Annotated in this window: 22 protein-coding genes and 1 tRNA gene; 16 read left to right on the forward strand and 7 right to left on the reverse strand. The window is 61.6% G+C overall.

Annotated features, from left to right (window positions below; all coding sequences use genetic code 11):
• Positions 1–101 precede the first annotated feature (101 nt).
• The gene (locus ACI766_RS26025; RefSeq protein WP_003146164.1) at positions 102–830 is read left to right on the forward strand and encodes a GrpB family protein; all 729 of its coding nucleotides are present in this window, start codon (positions 102–104) and stop codon (positions 828–830) included.
• A 22-nt stretch (positions 831–852) separates the two neighbouring features.
• On the opposite strand, the gene ACI766_RS26030 is transcribed toward ACI766_RS26025, so the two are convergent.
• The 3 genes from ACI766_RS26030 to ACI766_RS26040 form a co-directional block, all read right to left on the reverse strand.
• On the reverse strand, positions 853–1,431 hold the full coding sequence (locus ACI766_RS26030; RefSeq protein ID WP_003114630.1) for an AAA family ATPase: 579 nt from the start codon (positions 1,429–1,431) through the stop codon (positions 853–855).
• Positions 1,428–2,228 (reverse strand): class I SAM-dependent methyltransferase, encoded by an 801-nt coding sequence (locus ACI766_RS26035; protein ID WP_023122381.1) that lies wholly within the window; start codon positions 2,226–2,228, stop codon positions 1,428–1,430. Before ACI766_RS26035 ends, ACI766_RS26030 begins: the two co-directional genes overlap by 4 nt.
• Positions 2,229–2,523: 295 nt before the next feature.
• Entirely contained in the window at positions 2,524–2,892 is a 369-nt protein-coding gene (locus ACI766_RS26040; protein ID WP_003121092.1) for a hypothetical protein, read from the reverse strand.
• Between the two features lie 262 nt (positions 2,893–3,154).
• Here ACI766_RS26040 and ACI766_RS26045 point away from each other — a divergent pair, with 262 nt between their 5' ends.
• The 14 genes from ACI766_RS26045 to ACI766_RS26110 all read left to right on the forward strand — a co-directional run bounded on the left by ACI766_RS26045 (position 3,155) and on the right by ACI766_RS26110 (position 14,643).
• Positions 3,155–3,877: a carbon-nitrogen hydrolase family protein gene (locus ACI766_RS26045; RefSeq protein ID WP_003095301.1), complete on the forward strand. Its 723-nt coding sequence runs from the start codon at positions 3,155–3,157 to the stop codon at positions 3,875–3,877.
• A 464-nt stretch (positions 3,878–4,341) separates the two neighbouring features.
• Complete coding sequence (locus ACI766_RS26050; protein WP_079381323.1) at positions 4,342–5,616, forward strand: AAA family ATPase; 1,275 nt, start codon at positions 4,342–4,344, stop codon at positions 5,614–5,616.
• Positions 5,606–6,274, forward strand: coding sequence for an RloB family protein (locus tag ACI766_RS26055; RefSeq protein WP_079381322.1), 669 nt, complete (start codon positions 5,606–5,608; stop codon positions 6,272–6,274). Before ACI766_RS26050 ends, ACI766_RS26055 begins: the two co-directional genes overlap by 11 nt.
• A 509-nt stretch (positions 6,275–6,783) precedes the next feature.
• Positions 6,784–6,999, forward strand: coding sequence for a hypothetical protein (locus ACI766_RS26060; RefSeq protein WP_029528621.1), 216 nt, complete (start codon positions 6,784–6,786; stop codon positions 6,997–6,999).
• Positions 6,999–7,157, forward strand: a complete 159-nt coding sequence (locus ACI766_RS26065) for a hypothetical protein (protein WP_153573984.1) — start codon at positions 6,999–7,001, stop codon at positions 7,155–7,157. Before ACI766_RS26060 ends, ACI766_RS26065 begins: the two co-directional genes overlap by 1 nt.
• 3 nt (positions 7,158–7,160) lie before the next feature.
• The gene (gene pflM, locus ACI766_RS26070) at positions 7,161–7,451 is read left to right on the forward strand and encodes a lysogeny maintenance protein PflM (protein ID WP_023119949.1); all 291 of its coding nucleotides are present in this window, start codon (positions 7,161–7,163) and stop codon (positions 7,449–7,451) included.
• A 687-nt stretch (positions 7,452–8,138) separates the two neighbouring features.
• Positions 8,139–8,573 (forward strand): hypothetical protein, encoded by a 435-nt coding sequence (locus ACI766_RS26075; protein ID WP_009875803.1) that lies wholly within the window; start codon positions 8,139–8,141, stop codon positions 8,571–8,573.
• A 120-nt stretch (positions 8,574–8,693) separates the two neighbouring features.
• Positions 8,694–8,945, forward strand: a complete 252-nt coding sequence (locus tag ACI766_RS26080; RefSeq protein WP_412828479.1) for a hypothetical protein — start codon at positions 8,694–8,696, stop codon at positions 8,943–8,945.
• Positions 8,946–8,958: 13 nt separating this feature from the next.
• Entirely contained in the window at positions 8,959–9,177 is a 219-nt protein-coding gene (locus tag ACI766_RS26085) for a hypothetical protein (protein ID WP_019725828.1), read from the forward strand.
• 109 nt (positions 9,178–9,286) lie between these two features.
• Entirely contained in the window at positions 9,287–10,429 is a 1,143-nt protein-coding gene (locus tag ACI766_RS26090) for a hypothetical protein (RefSeq protein ID WP_412828480.1), read from the forward strand.
• Positions 10,430–10,438: 9 nt separating this feature from the next.
• Positions 10,439–10,789, forward strand: coding sequence for a DUF2523 family protein (locus ACI766_RS26095; RefSeq protein WP_003159569.1), 351 nt, complete (start codon positions 10,439–10,441; stop codon positions 10,787–10,789).
• A 1-nt stretch (position 10,790) separates the two neighbouring features.
• Positions 10,791–12,053 (forward strand): zonular occludens toxin domain-containing protein, encoded by a 1,263-nt coding sequence (locus tag ACI766_RS26100; protein ID WP_412828481.1) that lies wholly within the window; start codon positions 10,791–10,793, stop codon positions 12,051–12,053.
• Positions 12,054–12,310: 257 nt separating this feature from the next.
• On the forward strand, positions 12,311–13,603 hold the full coding sequence (locus tag ACI766_RS26105; protein WP_033943155.1) for a hypothetical protein: 1,293 nt from the start codon (positions 12,311–12,313) through the stop codon (positions 13,601–13,603).
• The gene (locus ACI766_RS26110) at positions 13,603–14,643 is read left to right on the forward strand and encodes a tyrosine-type recombinase/integrase (RefSeq protein ID WP_033943156.1); all 1,041 of its coding nucleotides are present in this window, start codon (positions 13,603–13,605) and stop codon (positions 14,641–14,643) included. The genes ACI766_RS26105 and ACI766_RS26110 overlap by 1 nt, the downstream gene beginning before the upstream one ends.
• Positions 14,644–14,670: 27 nt before the next feature.
• Here the strand turns inward: ACI766_RS26110 and ACI766_RS26115 are convergent.
• The 4 genes from ACI766_RS26115 to ACI766_RS26130 all read right to left on the reverse strand — a co-directional run bounded on the left by ACI766_RS26115 (position 14,671) and on the right by ACI766_RS26130 (position 18,462).
• Positions 14,671–14,766 (reverse strand) — tRNA-Sec (locus ACI766_RS26115).
• Between the two features lie 131 nt (positions 14,767–14,897).
• Positions 14,898–15,515: a class I SAM-dependent methyltransferase gene (locus ACI766_RS26120; RefSeq protein ID WP_003095305.1), complete on the reverse strand. Its 618-nt coding sequence runs from the start codon at positions 15,513–15,515 to the stop codon at positions 14,898–14,900.
• Positions 15,516–15,609: 94 nt separating this feature from the next.
• Positions 15,610–17,007: an APC family permease gene (locus ACI766_RS26125; protein ID WP_003102289.1), complete on the reverse strand. Its 1,398-nt coding sequence runs from the start codon at positions 17,005–17,007 to the stop codon at positions 15,610–15,612.
• 48 nt (positions 17,008–17,055) lie between these two features.
• On the reverse strand, positions 17,056–18,462 hold the full coding sequence (locus ACI766_RS26130) for an aminotransferase (RefSeq protein ID WP_003111398.1): 1,407 nt from the start codon (positions 18,460–18,462) through the stop codon (positions 17,056–17,058).
• 281 nt (positions 18,463–18,743) lie between these two features.
• Here ACI766_RS26130 and ACI766_RS26135 point away from each other — a divergent pair, with 281 nt between their 5' ends.
• The gene (locus ACI766_RS26135) at positions 18,744–19,427 is read left to right on the forward strand and encodes a helix-turn-helix transcriptional regulator (protein WP_003123516.1); all 684 of its coding nucleotides are present in this window, start codon (positions 18,744–18,746) and stop codon (positions 19,425–19,427) included.
• Positions 19,428–19,430: the final 3 nt, after the last annotated feature.

The following is a 19,430-nucleotide window of genomic DNA, read 5'->3' on the forward strand; positions in this document are numbered from 1 at the left end:
CCCGCACCCCGCTCGCGGAAGGCGGATAACGCCGCTGGCGTTATTCGCCCTACCCCAGCTCTCCATCGCCGCCAATCTCCCGCATATCCCCGGAGTCCGCCATGTCCTCACCCCAACCGCCCCGCTTCGACGGCCAACGCTGGAGCAACGCCGACGACGACCGCATCGAGGTGCTGCCTGCCGACCCCGCCTGGCCACAACACTTCGCCGCCGAAGCCGAGGCCATCCGCACGGCGCTGGCGCTGCCCGGGCTGGGCATCGAGCATGTCGGCAGCACCGCGGTGCCCGGGCTCGACGCCAAGCCGATCATCGACATCCTCCTGCTGCCGCCGCCCGGCCACGATCCGCAGCGGCTGGTAGCCCCGCTGGAGGGCCTCGGCTACCAGTTCTGGCGCGAGAACCCGAACACCCAGCGGATGTTCTTCGTCAAAGGCATGCCGCCCTTCGGCCATGGCCGCACCCACCATGTCCATGTCATGCCCCTGGCCCAGGCCGACCGCTACCTGCTGTTCCGCGACTGGCTGCGCAACCACCCCGACGACGCCCGCCTCTACGCCGAAACCAAGCACGCCCTGGCCCGCCGCTACCCCACCGACCGCGAGGCCTATACCCGTGGCAAGGACGAGGTCGTCGCAAGGATTCTCGGCCGGGCGCTGGCGGCGACGCGGCACCCAATGATACAGGGTGGCCTGGTAAGGGGAGAACGCGAAATGCACGCCAGGGAACTGCGTGAAACGCTGGTCGCCGGCGCGGAATCGACGCCAGGCGGCCCCGCCGATACAGCCTATTTCGAGTCGCTGCGCAGCCGGGTAAGCAAGCCCCAGGACTGAGGCGGATAGCGTGCTTCGCTCACTACTGCGACTGTGCGAGCGCGGCTTCCACCAACCTCTCGATCACCTCCCCCACCCTCCCCGGCTCGCCAACCTCCACCCAGCGCAAATGCGCGAACCGCGGATCCTCGCGCAGGCCGGTGTATTTGCGGCGGTTGCCTGCGAAGGTGGTCCATGACCAGAGCAGGATCGAATCCCTGGAGCAGAACGCCATCCGCAGCGATTCACGGTTGCCGTGGGACAGGCGGGTGCGCAGCAGGCCCCGGGCCAGGGTGCGGCGAAGGACCCGGGAGAACACCGTCCAGCGGCCGAAATTCAGCCATACCACGTGGGTGGCGCGGCCCCAGAGCAACTCGCGGACGGCGCTGTAGTTGCCGTCGGCGACCCAGCGCGGCGCCGTCGTCGCCCGCTCCACGGCGTGCTCGAAGCGTTCGTGGGGCACGGCTTGCCAGCCGGGGCCCCAGTAGAGTCGGTCGAGTTCGACATGCGTACAACCCAGCCTGGCGGCCAGCGCGGCGGAGAAGGTCGACTTCCCGGCCCCGCTGGTGCCGACCACCACCACACGCAGCGGCGCGCCTCGCTCGGCCTCGACGCAGGTCATGCCTTGACCGCGACCAGCGTGTAGCACATCGGGATCGCCAGCGGTCCGTCCTCGTAGAGGTCGTAGAGTTCCTCGCGGTTCGAGTGCGGGTACTCCTTGAAGTGACTCAGGCGCAGGCCGGCGCCGAGCAGCCCGCCGAGGATGTCGCCGAGCGGGTGGACGTACCAGTAGCTGGCGATGCCGGTATCGCTGCCGCTGCCTTCGTAGACGATGGCCTCCCGGGATACGTGGGGCGTGTCGGTGAAGTAGTCGTTGCGCAGTTCGAACGGTCGCTCCGACTCGGGTTCGAGCATCTCCAGGAGCGGGTGGGTCTCATAGATCGCCAATTGCCCGCCCGGCTTCAGCAGGCCGCTCACCGAGGCGAAGAAGCGCGCGATGTCGGGCATCCAGTTGAGCACACCGATGGTGATCAGCAGCAGGTCGAACTGACCGTTCAGCTCGGCCGGCAGCTCGTAGGCATTGGCTTCGACGAAACGCGGCTGATGCGGCGAGCGCTCGGCCAGTTGCCGCGCCTGGGCGAGGAAGGCGGCGGACTGGTCGATCCCCACCGCCCGCGCGACGCCGAAGGCGTACAGCGAAAGCACTTCCCGGCCGTTGTTGCAGCCGACCTGGACCGCCGCCTTGCCGGCCAGGTCCAGATTGCGCAGCACGCCAGCCAGGGTCTCGTCCAGGCAACTGAAGCCGGTTTCCTGTACCGCCAGCGACAATTCCTGCCAGCCGCTGCCACGCAGGTGACTGTCGGCGGACGCGTCCCAGGCGCGTCGGTTGCTTTCCACCGCGTGTTCAAGATCCGTCATGCGAAAACCTCAGAAGTGTTCCCAGGAAGGCCAGCCGAGTCGCGAACCCGCAGCCCACTCAATCGCGGAATTGCAGCCCGATATGGGCTCGGCAGTCGCGTCGTTCCAGGCTGCCTTCCTGGAAAGCGCCGCAGGCGCGGTTTCTCAGAGGCAGCGTCTGTTCCACCACGGTCACCCGCACCTCGTTCGCCGGTTGGCGCTGCTCGGCGGGTCGCGGCGCCTGACGCCGGCCGTTCAGGTTGTCGGCCCCGCCTGGCGGGATGCGCCGGCGCGTCGCGGCGATCCGCCTGCATGCTCAATAGAGACCGGTGGCGCTGCCCCGCTCGAACAGCGGCACCTGGTTGGCCAGGATCATGTTGTAGCTGAGCATGAACGGCACCCCGCCGCCGCTTTCGGCGATCTGGCTTACCCAGCCGATGGGGTTGTTGAACAGCGATTCGTCGGGGCTGAGCACGCCGACGGCGGCGCTGTCCGGGTCGCCGTCCCAGGTCACGTCGCCCCAGTGCCAGCCGAGGCCACGCACGTACTGCGCGCCGATCAGCGCGCCGAGGGCGAAGACCGCCTCGTCGTCGAGGCTGCGCCCCTGCTCCCTCGCATCGCGCACGTAGTCGGTGACGGCGGCGACGATCTGCGCCGGCGTCTCGTCCGCGGCGACGCCAAGCAAGGCGAGCCCCTGTGCCTGCAGCTCCGCCAGTTGCTGTTGCAGGTCCGTTGAAAGCGGATTGATCTCGGCCATCCCTGTTCTCCCGAGGCAAGCGTGCGCACCCGTCCGTCGGGCGCGCCATGAAGCGCGTTATCTTACGGCTTCGCGGCGACGAAAGCGCCCTCCCCAGCCAAACGTAGCGCAGCCGCTAATCGCCTCTTCCCGGAAATGCTGCCTTCGGCTCTACTGGCGAATTTGTGCCATCCATACCCGAGACAGCCCCATGACGCTGATCGCCGCCGCCCAGAGCTGCGCCCACCCCGCCGACCTGCCACGCAACCTCGACGACCACCTGCGCCTGATGCGTATCGCCCAGGCACGGGGCGTGCGCCTGCTGGTGTTTCCCGAACTGTCGCTCACCGGCTACGAACCCACCGCTGCCGCCGCCCTCGCCCAGCCGGCGGACACGCCCCTGCTGCAACCGCTGCGCCAGCTCGCCGAGCAGGCACGGATGACCACGGTGGTCGGCCTGCCGCTGCGCTCGCCGAAGCATGCCAAGCCGCTGATCGCCGCCCTGATCCTCGGCGCCGACGGCAGCCTCGGCGTCTATGCCAAGCAGCACCTGCACGCGGGCGAGGAACGCCACTTCTCAGCCGGCGACGGCGGCCCCCTGCTGGAGATCGACGGCCTGCCGATGGCGTTGGCGGTCTGCGCCGACTTCAGCCAACCCAGCCACCCGGCCCACGCCGCCCGTGCCGGCGCTCGCCTCTACATCGCCAGCGCGCTGATCGGAGAAAACGGCTACCCGGCCGACTCGGCCCTACTGGCCGGTTATGCCCGCGAGCACGGAATGGGCGTGCTGCTGGCCAACCATGGCGGGCCGACGGGTGGCTGGAAGGCGGCGGGCAGGAGTGCGTTTTGGAATGAGCGGGGAGCGCTGGTCAGGGAGACGACGGGGACGGGTGAGACGCTGCTTCTGCTGGAACGGACCGAGATAGACGCTTGATCCTGTGAGACACGATGGCCGCCGAAAGCGAGCGGAGAATTGGCGGAAGGCAGTGGGAGTCGAACCCTATTTTCAGGGTGGACATAATTAGACTGTATCGGACAATGGTAGAAAAATCAGTGACTTACAGTTATTGAAATGGCCTTTACAAGTCATTATTGGATAGTTATTTCGACAGTTTTTCGACAGATCTTGCTTCGCAGTGGACGCACCTTAAAGAGCTCTAGCGAGAACCTTTGCCGGATTAAGGACTTGGCTAAGGCCCTGATGATACCAAAAAGCCACCTCGCTCCCCCCTCCTAAAGCCGTGTGACGGCACTACGTTTCCGTGTGACAACCAGATTTTCACGCTTTTTCCTTGACAAAACAGAAAACCCTCTTGAAGAGGTTAAGATTTTAGGTTTAAATGAAATTCAAGAGGTTTTTTGCAGAAAATCAGCAGAAAACGTACAAAGGGAGCGAAAATGCTAGTTCAGTTCAGTGTGAAAAACTTTCGTTCCATCAAGGAGCTTTGTGAGCTCAGCATGGTGGCCTCTAATTACTACAAGGAAAATGAAGTAACCAATACTATTGATACTGGACTTGAAGATTGCCCTAGACTGCTGAAGTCCATTGTCATTTATGGGGCAAATGCTGCTGGCAAAAGCACAATTTTGGACGCAATGTCCTTTGTTGAAAGCTTTGTTATTCACTCAGCAAAAAATATTAATGCGGGAGATGAAATTCAAGTTTCGCCTTATAAGCTCTCAGAGGAGAGTAGACAGCAAGACTCTGAATTTGAAACAACACTAATCAGTGAAGGCATTCGCTATGATTATGGGATCTGTGTTAACGAGAAGAGAGTTACTGAAGAGTGGTTAATTGCTTACCCTAAAGGCTCCCCGCAAAAATGGTACCACCGAGTATATGATCCTCAGACCGAGGAATACTACTACAAATTCTCAAAATATTTTGAAGGAGGAAGACTAAGAGGAGACTGGAGAAGACAGACCAGAGATAACGCGGCGTTTCTTTCTGTTGCGATTCAATTTAATAACACGCAACTACTTCCGGTTTACAATTGGTTCCTAGCAAGAGTAGCACAGCTACGTCCAGAGAATCTAAGCAGTCAGTTTTCTGCTGAGCAATGCCTAGATAAGAAGGTTAAAAAGTCAGTCATTGACTTTATTGCAAGCGCAGATATTCAGATCGCTGATATCAAAATTAAAAAGAGAAAGCTTGGAGACCCATCTTTTATTGAAAACTTTCCGCTCAGTCTACGCGAAGACTTAAAAAAGTCCTTAAAAGACAAAGATTACTTTGAAGTTAGCTTTTTAAGAGAAGACGACTCAGGAAATTTAATCTCCTTTGACCTTGAGGAGGAATCGAAGGGAACTATAGGGCTCTTCAGTTTTGCCGGCCCTTGGATTGATGTTATCCACAACGACTTAGTTCTTTGCGTTGATGAACTAGACAGTAGCTTGCATCCATTAATCGTTCATCATTTGATAGAAGTCCTTCATCGTTCCGAAACTAAAGCGCAGATTATCTTTACGACTCATGACACAACCATTCTCTCTAAAAAAATTCTTCGCCGAGACCAAGTCTGGTTAGTTTCTAAGGATAAGAGGCGAGGCACTCTCCTTTACCCTGTTTCCGACTACAAAGTTAGGGAGGGGGAGGCTCTGGAGAAAGGTTATCTATCTGGCAGGTATGGTGCAATCCCATTCATCAAGGATCTGGCAATAGATGGGAACTGACAATATCTTTAGAAAACGGCAGGGTAAAAGAAGAAACGAGTTAGAACGTCGAAAAGCCGTTAAAGAAACAAAACCTCTATACCTTATAGTTTGTGAAGGAAAAAAAAGTGAGCCTCTATATTTTGAGGAAATGAGAAACCACGAAAGAATATCTACGGTTAAGATCAGAGTTACTGGTGAGTGCGGCTCTGCTCCTATTTCAGTAGTCAATCATGCACTAGAGCTATACTCTAACCTCCTAAGTGACGGAGAACAGGTAGAGGTAGTCTACTGTGTTTTTGATAGAGACAACCATGAAAGCTATTACAGGGCCCTTGCGTTAGTTTCTCAAAAAAACAAAGAAGGGGTCCCTCTTGTTTCAATAGCCTCAATCCCTTGCTTTGAGTACTGGGTCGTTCTCCACTATAGATACCATAGATCTCCATATGAGAGAAAGGATAAGAGTTCAGTTTCCGCAGATCTATGCAAAGAGATTCAGCAGTACATGCCTTACAAGAAAGGAGGAAAAGGGCTTTATGAGTCACTTAAATCCAAACAAGGCGACGCTTTAAAAAATGCAAAAAAAGCAGTAGAAGACTACGGAGCTACAGGCCAAGAGAACCCTGTAACTTATGTGCACGAACTAGTTGAGGAACTAATTAAGTATTCTAGTATATAAAGCTAACAGCCCTAGATAGCTTTAGGGTTTTCTATATTATTTAGCGAACCCTAGTCCTTTGACTTTTTGACCACTTCACGGGCGAACCAACGCCTAGCCACTTCCTGTGTGATCGCTATCCCGCGCTTTGACTGGTCAAGTTTCGGTTGGCTTCGTCGTAGTCAGGGCTTGTTTGCCCAATCTCCGGCATGACTTCGCCTGTGGTAAGCCACCATCGATATGCAGGGTAGACACTGCCGAGGATTTCAATCTCGTCCGCGCCCACTCTGGCCTTCCCTCGCTTGATGCTTACCCATCGGTTGTAGTCCGTCGCGCCTGCTCTGGTCAGGGCGCTTAGGTTACTACGGCCAATCAATAGCAAAGCTCTATCTGTAATGCTCATTTAATAGGTATTAATCATTATTTGGACTATATACATGACATAGTCCAAGGGCTATTGTTTGCACATAGTCAATGGACATAGTCCAAGACCATAGTCCTCTAAAGACCAACATAGTGCAGCAAAGGCCATGGAAGTGGAAGAAATCAAGGCTCAAGACCTCCGCGCGGCGCCCCCGGTGTTGCCGTGGCGGGACTTCGCGAACTGGATTGGCATGGGGGAAGACCACGAAACCGTCCGTGGATGGATTCGTAAGGGCTATCTCCCCGCGTACAAGATCGGCAAGCACGTGATGGTCAATGTTGCGCTCTTCACCCGTCAACTGATGGAAAAGGAGGAGTTCTGATGGACACCTTCCAATTCTGCTTCGCGGGCATCGTCGGCAGCGTCGCCGGCAGGGTCGTGACCTGGGGCGGCCTGACTGTCGATATCGACCAGATCGAGAATGCTTGGCTTCGTCGGGCAATTGAAGACTATCGCTCTGGCCGTAGGGGGCAGAAATGAGCCATGGCCGCCAGTCCCTACTACTTGCGCCAAACCCACGCCCCGGACTGCGCTTGCTCTGTGTGCTGGTCCGCAAGGCAGGCCATCCCATTGCACAGCCCGTCGCCGTGTCCGGACTGCCGGCCCCCTGGGCTGCCCTATCGGGAAGATGGCCGCTGGCTCTGCCGTCCCCGTTCCTTCTGCGCGAAACACGATCCGTCCCGGCGTCCGCCGAAGTACTGGCACGTTGTGTACGACAGCGGGAAACCCACGCCCTTCGTGCCCGTGCGCGAAGCATTCCAACTGGAGGGCTGAACCATGCTCGCTAAGACCCTGAAAGCGCTGCTCCTGCTCTGCCTGATCCAAGCCGCCCGCACCGTGGCCGATCCGGTCAAGGGCCGCGCTCCCGGCTCGTCGGAACAGCCTCACCGTTCCGGCGAACGGAAGCACGGGCGGAGCGCACCCTTGAACGCCTCCCCCCTGAAACAGCCTGCGCTTGGGAGTGTGGGGCAGCTCCTCCGCCCCGCGCTCCCGAGCCCTCGGCGGCAAGAGCGGGATGACAAGGGCAGAGCCCTTGGTGTTGCTCTGCGGGTTCCAAGGGGAAGCGTTCCCCTTGGCCGTCGGCGACGACGTTGCGATAGGGATCGTTACCCGGATGGGCCGAGACGAACACCCGTGGTTGGCTTGGTTCGCTAGCGAATAGAGCCCGGCCCGAAGGGATCGCCCAGCTTTAAAGTTTAAAAGCATTAATTAAATTAAATATTGAAATGGACATTAATGGACTATGTTGGACTTTTATTTTTAACAACTAAAAAAGTGTTTAAAACCTATTTTCAGCAGCGTTTTTCTGTGCTGATATGCAACTGAAAGCACTGATCTAGGCCTTTCCAGAACGGCCAGAAAACCTAAGTAAAAAACCCCGTTGATTGATCGGAATAACTCCGAAAATTCCAACGGCGGGCTAACTCACGCCGAAAAAGGCGAATTGAAGGAGAAACACCGATGAACATGTTTGCAACCCAAGGCGGCGTCGTCGAACTGTGGGTCACCAAGACCGACACCTACACCTCGACCAAGACCGGGGAAATCTACGCCTCGGTCCAGTCCATCGCCCCGATCCCGGAAGGCGCCCGTGGCAACGCCAAGGGCTTCGAGATCAGCGAATACAACATCGAGCCGACCCTGCTGGACGCCATCGTCTTCGAAGGCCAGCCGGTGCTCTGCAAGTTCGCCAGCGTGGTCCGCCCGACCCAAGACCGTTTCGGCCGGATCACCAATACCCAGGTCCTTGTGGATCTGCTGGCCGTGGGCGGAAAGCCGATGACGCCGACCGCCCAAGCCCCGGCTCGCCCGCAAGCACAGGCCCAAGCCCCGCGCCCGGCCCAGCAGCCGCAGGGCCAGGACAAACAAGACAAGTCTCCGGACGCCAAGGCGTAAGCCGTAGGAGGCCGCGATGCTCCGCTATCTCTCGCTGTTCGCGGTAGGTCTGGCCACCGGCTACGCCTGGGGCTGGATCGACGGCCTAGCGGCCTCCCTGGCTGTTTGAGGACTGCACGAATGGAAGGCTCTGTATCGGTTCAAGTGTGCAAGATCTGGGTCCAGAACGCGGACGGCACGGTCGGCTGTACGCACCTTGAGTGGATACAGACCTACCTGCTGCCGCCTGAGGCAGAGGGCTATTTGACTCTGCTGATGGGTGGTTTCGACCCGTCGGCCTTCCGCCTCGGCTTCGCCGGGACCATCGGGCTGTTCGCCGTTGGTTTGGGGGCTGGCTTGATCATTTCCGCCATGCGCAAAGCGCGCAATTAATGAGGTTCCAATCATGGAAAAAATGAAAACCCTGTTCCGCAACGCTTCCATCGCCACCGTCGGCCTGGCCGTGGCCAACGTCTCCTTCGCCGAATCGCTGCTCGACGAAACCACCAAGGGGGTTCTGGCGCAAGCCAGCACTGATGGCGGGTCCGTGGCCAAGCTGGTGATCGCCGCCGTGGCGGTGCTGGTCGGCCTCGCCCTGGTCATCGGCGCGATGCGCAAGGCCTGACGTGATCTGGTCCCTGATGCTGGGCGCATTCATGGCGTCCGCGCTGCTGACGGGATTGAAAATCGGCCAGTATCAGTGACAGGAGGAGGGGCCGAAAGGCCCCTTTTTTATGCCTCGCTTCGTACTACTCATTTTCGCCCTGGTGCTCGCATCGGTGGCCCACGCGGACTTCTACCAATGGAAGATTTCCATCCCCGGAAATCCCACGGCCTTCTTTCCATCCTATACGGCGGCATGCCAGTACTACTTCGATAACACGTCGGCCAACTGGCTAAAGGAAATCAACAAGCTGAGCTACAAGGAAGTTCAGTGCAATGTTTCGGGTACTGGCGGAATCACCTGGCAGACGTCGTCCGCCATCTTGACCGGCGACAGTTGCCCGGAAGGTACGGACTTCAATAAAGAGATCGGCGAGTGCAAGGAAAACAAGTGCGAAATCCTGGCCGGCTCGCTCTACGAAAAATCCCATCAAGCGCCGATCTCCCGCTTCATCAATTACCTCGGCTGCGAGATCGCCGTCAGTTCGATTGACGGTTGTATCGGCCCCGCTGAGGGTCAAGCCGGCGCGACGTACTGCAAGGTCATCGGCTCGTTCACCGGTAACTGGTTCACCTCCAATGGCTCCTGTGCCTTTGGCTGCGACGTGGGCCCGGGTGACGGTCCTCCTCCGGGTGGGGACGGCGGCACCGGGGGCGATGGTGGCAGCAACCCGCCCGGCGGCGACGGTGGAAGCGATGGCGGCACCAAGCCCGGTAACGGCGGTGGCGATGACGGCTCCAGTGGTGGCGGCGGCGGTGGGGGCGGTGGCGGTAACAACCCCTGTCAGGGCCATGTTGGCAGTGACTGCGGCACCACGCCCGGCGGTGACGGCAGTAGCGGCGGCGATGGCGACGGGTCCGGCTCCAGCGGCGGGACCGGTGGCGATGGCGGCGACGGCTCCGGCGGGGGTGGCCTGAAAGAGCCGAAGCAAGGCTCCTTCGACAAGACCATCAAGGAATACGACGACGCCATCGCCAAGGCGCAAAAGGACTTCCGGGAACTGCAAGGCAAGTTCGAAAGCGTCCTCGCTTCCAAGTTCGATATTCACCTGGGCACCGGCGGCGGCTCCCTGCCGTGTTGGGACTTTACCGCCCTCGGTCAGCGCTACGACGTCTGCCTCACCCAGTACGCCCAAGAACTCTCCGTCATCCGCTACGTGGTGCTGTTCATCGCCGCGATCCTGGCCGGATGGATCGTTTTCTATCGCTCCTGAGGAAACGCCATGGACATTCCCTTTCTCTCCGACATTCTCGCCTGGATGCAATCCCTCTGGGACTTCCTCTACAGCGGTGTCTATGACTTCGTCACCGACGCCTTTGTCCTGCTGACCAAGATGGCCATCAAGGGCTGGTTCGAGATGCAATTGTTCGTCGCGGAAATCGGCTACAAGGCGTTCCGCGAAGTCGTCGGCGGCATCGGTATCGGCTCGACCATCACGTCCTATTACTCGTCCCTGGACGGCGACCTGCGCTCGCTGCTGGCGTTCTTCGGCCTGCCGGACGCGGTGAACATGATCTTCGCCGCCATCGGCACGCGCTTCTCCATGTCCTTTATCCCCTTCATAGGTAAGTGACATGGCGATCAAGATTCATCACGGCCCGAACGGCTCCTACAAGACCTCCGGCGCGATCCAAGATGACCTGATCCCCGCGATCAAGAAAGGCCGCGTCATCATCACCAACGTGCGCGGCCTGACCCGCGAACGGATCTTCCAAGTGATGCCGGAGACGCCCTCCAGCTGCGACGTCATCAACCTCGACCTCGAGGACCTGGATGACATGGAAAAGATGCGCACCTGGTTCATGTGGGCGCCGCGTGGCGCGTTCATCATCTTCGACGAAACCCAACTGATCTTTCTGAAGTCCTGGCGCGAAGCCGACCTCAAGCGCTTCGACTTCCCGGACGGCCCAGAAGCGGCCAAGGCAGCGGGGCGGCCCATGGGCTGGCTGGATGCCTGGACCCGGCACCGGCATTTCAACTGGGACATCATCCTCACCACGCCGAACATCGCCTATATCCGCGACGACATCCGCATGACGGCGGAAAAGGCCTATCTGCACTCCAACCTCGCCGTCATCGGCATTCGAGGCCGCTACAAGGAAAGCCAGCACTCGGCGCAGGACAACAAACCGCCGGCCCGCGACGTGATCGTCGAGATCAAGAAAATCCGTAAGGAGACCTTCGCCCTCTATGAATCGACAGCCACCGGCTCCGTCACCGACACCATCGCCGGCAAGAGCCTTTTTAGACAACCTAAGATTCTTCTATTCATGGCAATTCCGGCCCTTGCTATTGGGTCTGTGGTTTATGACGGCGGACCTCGTTTGCTCATGGGCGACCCTGTATCGCCGCCTGCTGCTGGAACTGCTGCGCCTGCTCAAGCCGGTCCTGCTGTGGGTGCTGCGCGTGCTGTTGGTGCGGCTGGTCCTGATGCTGATGATGATGTACCTGGGCACGCAGGCGTTCCGGGTGCTGCTCCTGTAGGGCATCCCTTCGCCGGCCGCGACTTCATCGTCAAGGCGACCCTGCTGTCCGCCTCCGGGCGCCGCACCTATCTGTTCGCCGTCCGGGGCCAGGACGGCAGCGAATTCACTCTCACCGATCGCGACCTAACCGACACCGGCTATGCCGTGGTGCCGCGGGGCAACTGCGCCGCGGAACTGAGCTTCAAGGGCGGTTGGTCCGGCTATGCCGCCTGCGCCGGGCGTAGCGCCTTGGGCAATGCGCCGCCGGCTCAGGCCGCCGCGCCGAACGTGCCGCCCACCACCGCGAACGGCGCCGCCGTGCGGGTGACGGTGGTTCCTGATACCAGCCGCTTGCCGCGCTCGATCAACTGAGGGAGAGCCGATGAACTGGACAAGCTATTTCGCCGCCCTGGGGCTGGCGTTCCTGGCCTATCTGGCGGGCTTTTTCTTCGCGGTGGCGGTGACGCCGACGGGGCCGGTATGGCCGCTGTAGCCGGCCTGGCCGGGGCGCGCGCGAACGGCTCGTCTCGGAGTGAGCAAGCGCCACGGCGGGGCCGGCCGACGCCCCTGTAACACGTCAGATAAGCACCCCGCGATTTGGACATTAATGGACATTGTTAGGTGAAACCATGAAGAAAGTGACCCATCAAAACCGCCTCCTGCTGCAACCCGACGGACAACTGCTGGACTCCCCCAAGGGACGGCTCTTCGTTGATTCCATGACGGGGGCGTTCACCGACCTGTCAGGCGTGCGCATCCTGCGTTGCGGCGTGGACACGGTGCGGCAGTTGTACAACGGCAAGTTGCGCCCGGAAGTCATGGCGCTGTTTGACCTCTCGGTGGATGTGGTCGAGTTCGCCGGCTACGAATGGTCCAAGGGCCGCATCGGTCGCGACTCCGGCTATCAGTACCGTCTGCAGAACGCAGAATTGGGGCTGATCCTGCTGATCAAGAATCACAACATCAAGGTCGATACCCTCGGCTCGCACCTCAAGATCGAGGTGTCGCCCCACGCCCTCGACGGAGCCGACCCGCATATCCTCCAGGGCGTACTGGATGACTTGGCTGCTGCGGTGCTGAGCCACTGCGAAACCAACCAAGCCGCTGTGCATATCGCCCTGGACGTGCAAGGCTGGAAACCACCTCGCGATCTGGTGGACCGCATGCATTGCCGCTCGCGTCGGGTGCGACAAATCAGCGGGATCGAGCGTATCGAGTTCGACGGCAACGCCTCGGTCTACGGGCGTGGCGAGACGTACATGTTCGGCTCGGCCAACGGTCTGCAACTGTCGATCTATAACAAGACCCTCCAGGCTCGGGCCACCGACAAGCTCGACTATTGGGAAAGCGTGTGGGCGTCCCTGAACGGCGATCCGTTCGGCGATGGCGACCCGGCCTATAACCCCCTGGAAACGGTCTGGCGGCTCGAATTCCGCTTTCATCACTCCATCGTCCAGCAGTTCTCTGAAGGCTCGCGTATGGCCTCCGGGGAGGTCATTGGCTGCCGCACCTATGAGGGCCTCTGCCCGCACCTGCAAGGGCTGTGGAACTACGCCTGCGAAAGCTTCAAGCTGCTGAGCCGGACAGCGGTCTACGATCCGTTCTGGAGCCTGATCAGCCAGGACGCCCGCGTACAGGTCGAGTGCGATCCGCTGATCGAGCGCACCGAGTATCGGCGCTATTACAAGACCGCCAAGGGCTTTAGCGGGCGTAACTGCGAGATGTTCCTCGGCCAGTTCATCAGCCTGATTGCGCGGGAGCGTATCCCGGCAAAAAAGGCAATTGAGTCCGCCCGCAAATTGGAGTTCTGGCACGTCATCGAAGACCACTACCTGGCCAAGGGTTGGACTCGTCGCGATCTGGAAAGGCACATACACAAGCTGATGTGTGATCGGTATCTGCGGCGGGGATACGCGATCTGATGGCGATCACCAAGCTTGAGGATGGCCGCTGGCTGGCCGACATTGAACCGATCAAGGGCAAGCGCTTCAGGAAGCGTTTCAAGACCAAGGGCGAAGCCCAGCGGTTCGAAGCCACCGTGCGGCAACGGACCATTGAAAACCCGGCCTGGACACCAAGGCCGAAGGACCGTCGACGCCTGTCTGAATTGGTGACCCGTTGGACGTTGCTTCACGGCCACGCCCTGACGGACGCTGACCGTCGTTCCCTGGTGCTGCGCAAGATGGCGGAACGCATGGGCGACCCCATAGGCTCGGCGGTAACCGGGAACATCTTCACCGAGTATCGGGCCAGACGCCTTGCGTCAGGCATCAGCGGCAAGACCTTGAACAACGAACTGGGCTACCTGCGGTCGCTGTTCAACGAACTGCACCAGTTGGGTGAAATCGACTATCCAGACCCGCTGGCCAAGGTGAAGGCGATCAAGCTGCAAGATCGTGAGTTGACCTACCTGACCCGCCAGCAGATAGAAACGCTGTTCCGTGCCCTCCGGGAACATTGCAAGACGCCTCATGTGGAACCCGTCGCCCTGGTCTGTCTGGCTACCGGTTGCCGCTGGGGTGAAGCTCAAGGGCTAACCCTGGATCGGGTCCGGGATGGAGCGGTGCAGTTCGTTAACACGAAGTCAAAGCGTCGTCGCTCGGTCCCGATACCTCCAGAACTGGAACGACGCCTGCACTCGCACCTGCGCCGCTACGGCAAGTTCTCCAACTGCCGCGACAGCTTCGACTTCGCCGTGAAAATGTCCGGCGTCGCCCTCCCCCGTGGGCAGAAATCGCACGTGCTCCGCCACACGTTCGCCTCGCACTTCATGATGAACGGCGGCAACATCCTGACCCTGCAAAAGATACTCGGGCACTCGTCGCTGACCATGACCATGCGGTATGCGCACCTCGCCCCGGACTTCCTGCAAGACGTGATCAGACTCGGCCCGCTGAAAGACTTTCGACACTTCTTCGACACGACGGATTTTTCGACACCGGCGGAAACGCTGGAAGCCTAGAGCGGCAAGGACTGTGGAAGGGGGATATGGCGGAAGGCAGTGGGAGTCGAACCCACCCAGGAACGGCTGCCGTCCCCCACCGGATTTGAAGTCCGGCCACACCACCGGGCGTGATTGCCTTCCTCTTTGATTTGCAAGAGGTTTTCCTCGAGACGGGAGCTTATCAGGCCGGGGTCCGAAGAAGAAATGCCGGATGTCATGGAAAGTCGTTCGCATGGCCGGGCGAGCAGAGCGTAGCCCAGCCTCGGAGCACTTCACAGGCGTTTCAGGCAATGGCAGTAGACGAAGTGCTGGACCCGGCCGGCGGGAGTGACGTGGTGTTCGTCGCGGTGCTCGGTGAGCTGGAAGGCGGAGCCGAACTCGGCGTGCAGTTCGTCGGCGTCGTAGCGCATGACTGGCAGGCCGCTGCATTCGGTCGGGCCGTCGGCGGCGAAGGTGGCGACGATCACGTGGCCGCCGTGGCGGACCGCCTTCATCACCTGGCGCACGTAGGCGCGGCGGGCTTCGGCAGTGGTAAGGAAGTGGAACACGGCGCGGTCGTGCCAGACATCGTAGGTGGCTTCCGGCAGGTCGACGCCGGTAATGTCGCCGGCGATCCAGCGCACCTCTTCGCCGCGCGCGCCGAGGCGGTTGCGGGCGACACGCAGGGCGGCGTCGGAAAGGTCGAGCACCGTCAGGTCGCCGAAGCCTTCGGCGAGCAGGCCGTCGACCAGGGTCGAGGCGCCGCCGCCGACATCGATGATCGCCGCCTCGCGGGGCGCGCCGATGCGTCGGATCAGGTCGAGAGACAGCGTGGCCTCGGCCTGGAACCAGCTCACCGCGTCGGACGGCTTGCTCTCGTATACCCGTTGCCAGTGCTCTCGTTCGGACATGACGACCTTCTCCGTGTTGCGCTGCGACCCATTACCCACCAAGGGCGTTAACGGCACATTAACGCCATAGGCGGTGTTGCGACAGGGCCGCTCCTCAACCGTAGGCACCGCGCAGTGACATCACGCCGCGCCTTCGCGCCGCCTGGCGGATCAGCAGTTCGCCCACGGCCAGGGCCAGCGCCACGCCGCCGACGATCTTGCCGGCGTAGGCCCAGTCCATCGGCGCGCCGGGGGTGACGACGAACAGGCAGATGCCGGCCAGCACATGCAGCGCGACGAACAGCGCCCAGAGACTGGCCAGGCGGTCGCCCAGCGGCATCCGGTAGGGCCGTGGACGCGGGTCGGCGCGGCGCAGGCGGACGAAGGCCAGGCACATCAGCACATAGGGCATCATGAAAACCATGGCGAAGATCGACAGCAGGGTCCAGAACAGTTCCTCGGCAGTGTGCGCCACCAGGCCGTAGAGCAGCAGCAGGACGATGCTCACCGCCGAGGCCAGCACCGCCGAGCCGATCGGCGTGCCGTGGCGCGAATGGACCACGCCGAACAGCGCCGGCAGCTCGCCGGCCTTGGCCGCTTCCACCGCGGCACGGTTGGTGCCCATGCTCCAGGTGACCATGTTGGTGAAGAGGGTGAACAGGACGAAGGCGCCGACCAGGTCGGCGAGCATCCCGCCGGCGCCGTCGTGGCCGTAGATGTTGTAGAGGGTATGGGCGAAGATCCGGGTGACGTCGGTTTCCTCGGCCGGTACCGCGGCCAGCACGCCGAGGGTGCCGAAGATGTTGAAGGCGCCGACGATCAGCCCGGAGATCAGCACCGCGCGCGGGATGTCGCGGCGCGCGTTGCGCATCTCCGCGGCGCTGCAACAGGCCAGCTCGGTCCCCATGATGCCATAGACCATCACTCCCAGCGCGGCCATCTGGCCCGGCGAGGACGGGACGATGGAGTCCAGGCTGAAGTCGTTGGCGAAGCCATGGTTCCAGCCGAAGTGCAGGCCGCCGACGCCCAGGGCGAGCACCGCGAGCAGCTTGAGCAGCGCGCCGAGGTTCGGCAGCCACTTGCCCAGGCGCAGCGCGACCACGTTGAACGCCGCGGTGAGCAGCGCCAGGGCTATGCCGATGGCGATCTTGCCCCAGAGGCTCAGCTCGGGGAAATAGAAGGCGCCGAGCATGCTGCCGAACAGGGTGTAGACCGAAGGCATCCACAGTGCGTTGTTGACCCAGTACATCCATGACACCCGGGCCCCCCAGCGGAAGCCGAAGGCGCTGCGCACCCAGTGGTAGACGCCGCCGTTGGCGGGGAAGGCGGTGCCCAGCTCGGAGGTCATCATGGCCATCGGCAGGAACAGCAGGACCAGCACGTAGAGCCACCAGAACAGGCTCGACGGACCGAGGGAGGAAGCCAGGGCGATCTGGTCCATGAAGAGCATCGCCGAGACCGTGTAGAGCACCACATCGCGCAACCGCAGGACCTTGTTCTTGTTGTCGTCCATTGGGGTTCTCCTGAATGTTCGGGTGGGGCGCCGGCGGCGCCCCGGCGCTTACCGGTGACCGGCGCGGACAAGATCCTCCACGGTTTCCTCGATGCTCTCGCGCAGCACCCGGACCACGGTATCGACCTGTTCGCGGGTGAGGATCAGCGGCGGCGACATCACGTTCAGGTGGACGATCGGACGAACCAGCAGGCCGCGCTTCTGCGCCCGCAGGTGGACCCACTCGCCGATGTTCAGGCTTTCCGGAAACAGCGCCTTGCTCGCCTTGTCGGCGACGAACTCGACACAGGCCATGAAGCGCATCCCGCGCACGTCGCCGACGATGGGCAGGTCGCGGAGACTCTGCAGGCGCTCCTCGAAGTAGCGGCCGACCTCGTCGGCGTGGGCGAGCAAGCCCTCGCGCTCGATGATCTCGATGTTCTTCAGCGCCGCCGCGCAGGCCACCGGGTGGCCGGAGTAGGTGAAACCATGGCTGAAGCAGCGGCCCTTGTCCGGCTCGGCGATCACCTCCCAGATGCGCCGGGAGAAGATGCACGCGCCCAGCGGCTGGTAGCCGGAGGTGAGGCCCTTGGCGGTGAGGATGATGTCCGGCTGTACGCCGAACACCGCCTGGCTGGCGAAGAAGTGGCCGAGGCGGCCGAAGGAGGTCACCACTTCGTCGGAGATGTACAGCACGTCGTAGCGCTGGCACAGCTCCCACATCCGCCGGTGGTAGCCCGCGGGCGGGACGATCACGCCGCCGGAGCCGAACACCGGCTCGGAGATGAACGCCCCCACCCGGTCGGCGCCCAGTTCGAGGATCTTGCGTTCGAACTCCTCCACCAGGCCATCGAGGAACTCGGCCTCGCCCACTCCTTCCGGAGCGCGGTAGTAGTAGGGACAGGCAAGGTGGTGGATGCGCTCGTCGAGGAAGTCGAACTCGGCCGGCCGGTCGGCGCTCTTGCCGCCCAGCGACATGCCGAGGAAGGTCGAGCCGTGGTAGGCGTTGATCCGCGTGATGACGTGCTTCTTGGCGCGCTTGCCGCGGCAGTTCTGGTAGTAGTGCATGAGGCGGATCGCGGTGTCCACGGCGGTGGAACCGCCGGTGGTGAGGAACACGTGGTCGAGGTCGCCGGGGGCCAGCTCGGCGAGCTTGCGGCAGAGTTCGATGGCACGCGGGTTGGCCATGTCGCAAAAGGGATTGGAATAGGCCAGCAGGCGGGTCTGCTCGGCCACGGTGCGAGCCATTTCCTCGCGCCCCAGGCCGATGTTGGTGCACCACATGCCGCCCACCGCGTCGAGGTAGCGGTTGCCGGCGGTGTCGTAGATATAGGCGCCGTCGCCGGCGGCGATGTTCAGCGAGCCGTTGACGCGGTGGTCGTCGAACACGTGGTAGCCGTGCATGTAGTGGGCCTGGTCGGCACGGACCAGGTCGGCGTCGCCGAGGGGGGACGTGGCGTGCAGTCTTGCATTCATCGGGCTGTCGCTCTTCTCGGATGGATGCTCCGAGGGTGCAAGAGCACCGCGCGGCGGGCCATACCCCATTTTGGGGTAAGCGCTGGGTGCGGCCGACGCGGCTTGCTATCCTGCGGCGACAACGACAAGAACGAGCCGTACCGTCCATGCAGGCCATCGCCCCGAACGCGCTCGACCGCTGGCACGAACACCTGGCGCTGGCGATCCGGCGCCTGCGCCAACCCGACTTCCTCGCCGCGCTGGTCGACGCCATCCACCAACTGGTGCCGATCGAGTCGAGCATGATCAGCCTGGAACGCAAGGGCCACGCGCCCACCCTGCTCTACGAGCGCGGCATCGCCGAGCGCTTCCGCGAGGCGATCATCCGCCGCTACTTCTCCCGCGGCTACCTGCTCGACCCTTTCTGCCTGGCGGTGGAGGAAGGCCTTCCGGAAGGCTTCTACACCCTCGGCGAGATCGCCCCCGACGACTTCTTCCAGAGCGCCTACTACCAGACCTACTACCTCGGCGCCGGAGCGGTGGAGGACGTCTACTACATCCTCGACCTCGGCCCTACCGAGAAGCTCTCGATCTGTCTCTACAACGGCCTTTCGGCGAGCCGCTACAGCGACGCCCAGGTCGCCGCCCTCGCCGGCCTGGCGCCGCCGGTGCTGGAGCTGGCCCGGCAGTTCTGCGCCGGGCGCGCCGACCTCTCGCCGAACCCGCAGGCCGACCTCGCCCCGCGCCTTCAGGAAGTGCTGCGCGGCTTCGGTCGCGACGTGCTCACCGACCGCGAACGCGAGGCCTGCCACCTGCTGCTCAGCGGCCACTCGGCGAAATCCAGCGCGCGGCTGATGGACATCTCCCCGGAGACCGTGCGCATGCACCGGAAGAATCTCTACACCAAGCTGGAAGTCGGCTCGCAGTCGGAACTGTTCGCGCTGTTCATCGAGTGCCTGAGCCAGGGGCAGCGCGTCGGCCCCTGAGAC

The sequence above is a fragment of the Pseudomonas sp. DL genome, assembly GCF_047199225.1.
In the GTDB taxonomy this organism is placed as follows: Bacteria; Pseudomonadota; Gammaproteobacteria; order Pseudomonadales; family Pseudomonadaceae; genus Pseudomonas; species Pseudomonas aeruginosa.

What these genes read in the sequence shown, in the direction of transcription:
- ACI766_RS26025 (WP_003146164.1), top strand. Translation starts at nt 102, where the DNA reads ATGTCCTCACCCCAACCGCCCCGCTTCGACGGCCAACGCTGGAGCAAC.
- ACI766_RS26095 (WP_003159569.1), top strand. Translation starts at nt 10,439, where the DNA reads ATGGACATTCCCTTTCTCTCCGACATTCTCGCCTGGATGCAATCCCTC.
- pflM (WP_023119949.1), top strand. Translation starts at nt 7,161, where the DNA reads ATGGCCGCCAGTCCCTACTACTTGCGCCAAACCCACGCCCCGGACTGC.
- ACI766_RS26130 (WP_003111398.1), bottom strand. Translation starts at nt 18,462, where the DNA reads ATGAATGCAAGACTGCACGCCACGTCCCCCCTCGGCGACGCCGACCTG.
- ACI766_RS26090 (WP_412828480.1), top strand. Translation starts at nt 9,287, where the DNA reads ATGCCTCGCTTCGTACTACTCATTTTCGCCCTGGTGCTCGCATCGGTG.
- ACI766_RS26135 (WP_003123516.1), top strand. Translation starts at nt 18,744, where the DNA reads ATGATCAGCCTGGAACGCAAGGGCCACGCGCCCACCCTGCTCTACGAG.
- ACI766_RS26055 (WP_079381322.1), top strand. Translation starts at nt 5,606, where the DNA reads ATGGGAACTGACAATATCTTTAGAAAACGGCAGGGTAAAAGAAGAAAC.
- ACI766_RS26120 (WP_003095305.1), bottom strand. Translation starts at nt 15,515, where the DNA reads ATGTCCGAACGAGAGCACTGGCAACGGGTATACGAGAGCAAGCCGTCC.
- ACI766_RS26085 (WP_019725828.1), top strand. Translation starts at nt 8,959, where the DNA reads ATGGAAAAAATGAAAACCCTGTTCCGCAACGCTTCCATCGCCACCGTC.
- ACI766_RS26050 (WP_079381323.1), top strand. Translation starts at nt 4,342, where the DNA reads ATGCTAGTTCAGTTCAGTGTGAAAAACTTTCGTTCCATCAAGGAGCTT.
- ACI766_RS26035 (WP_023122381.1), bottom strand. Translation starts at nt 2,228, where the DNA reads ATGACGGATCTTGAACACGCGGTGGAAAGCAACCGACGCGCCTGGGAC.
- ACI766_RS26080 (WP_412828479.1), top strand. Translation starts at nt 8,694, where the DNA reads ATGGAAGGCTCTGTATCGGTTCAAGTGTGCAAGATCTGGGTCCAGAAC.
- ACI766_RS26125 (WP_003102289.1), bottom strand. Translation starts at nt 17,007, where the DNA reads ATGGACGACAACAAGAACAAGGTCCTGCGGTTGCGCGATGTGGTGCTC.
- ACI766_RS26030 (WP_003114630.1), bottom strand. Translation starts at nt 1,431, where the DNA reads ATGACCTGCGTCGAGGCCGAGCGAGGCGCGCCGCTGCGTGTGGTGGTG.
- ACI766_RS26110 (WP_033943156.1), top strand. Translation starts at nt 13,603, where the DNA reads ATGGCGATCACCAAGCTTGAGGATGGCCGCTGGCTGGCCGACATTGAA.
- ACI766_RS26105 (WP_033943155.1), top strand. Translation starts at nt 12,311, where the DNA reads ATGAAGAAAGTGACCCATCAAAACCGCCTCCTGCTGCAACCCGACGGA.
- ACI766_RS26100 (WP_412828481.1), top strand. Translation starts at nt 10,791, where the DNA reads ATGGCGATCAAGATTCATCACGGCCCGAACGGCTCCTACAAGACCTCC.
- ACI766_RS26075 (WP_009875803.1), top strand. Translation starts at nt 8,139, where the DNA reads ATGAACATGTTTGCAACCCAAGGCGGCGTCGTCGAACTGTGGGTCACC.
- ACI766_RS26060 (WP_029528621.1), top strand. Translation starts at nt 6,784, where the DNA reads ATGGAAGTGGAAGAAATCAAGGCTCAAGACCTCCGCGCGGCGCCCCCG.
- ACI766_RS26045 (WP_003095301.1), top strand. Translation starts at nt 3,155, where the DNA reads ATGACGCTGATCGCCGCCGCCCAGAGCTGCGCCCACCCCGCCGACCTG.
- ACI766_RS26065 (WP_153573984.1), top strand. Translation starts at nt 6,999, where the DNA reads ATGGACACCTTCCAATTCTGCTTCGCGGGCATCGTCGGCAGCGTCGCC.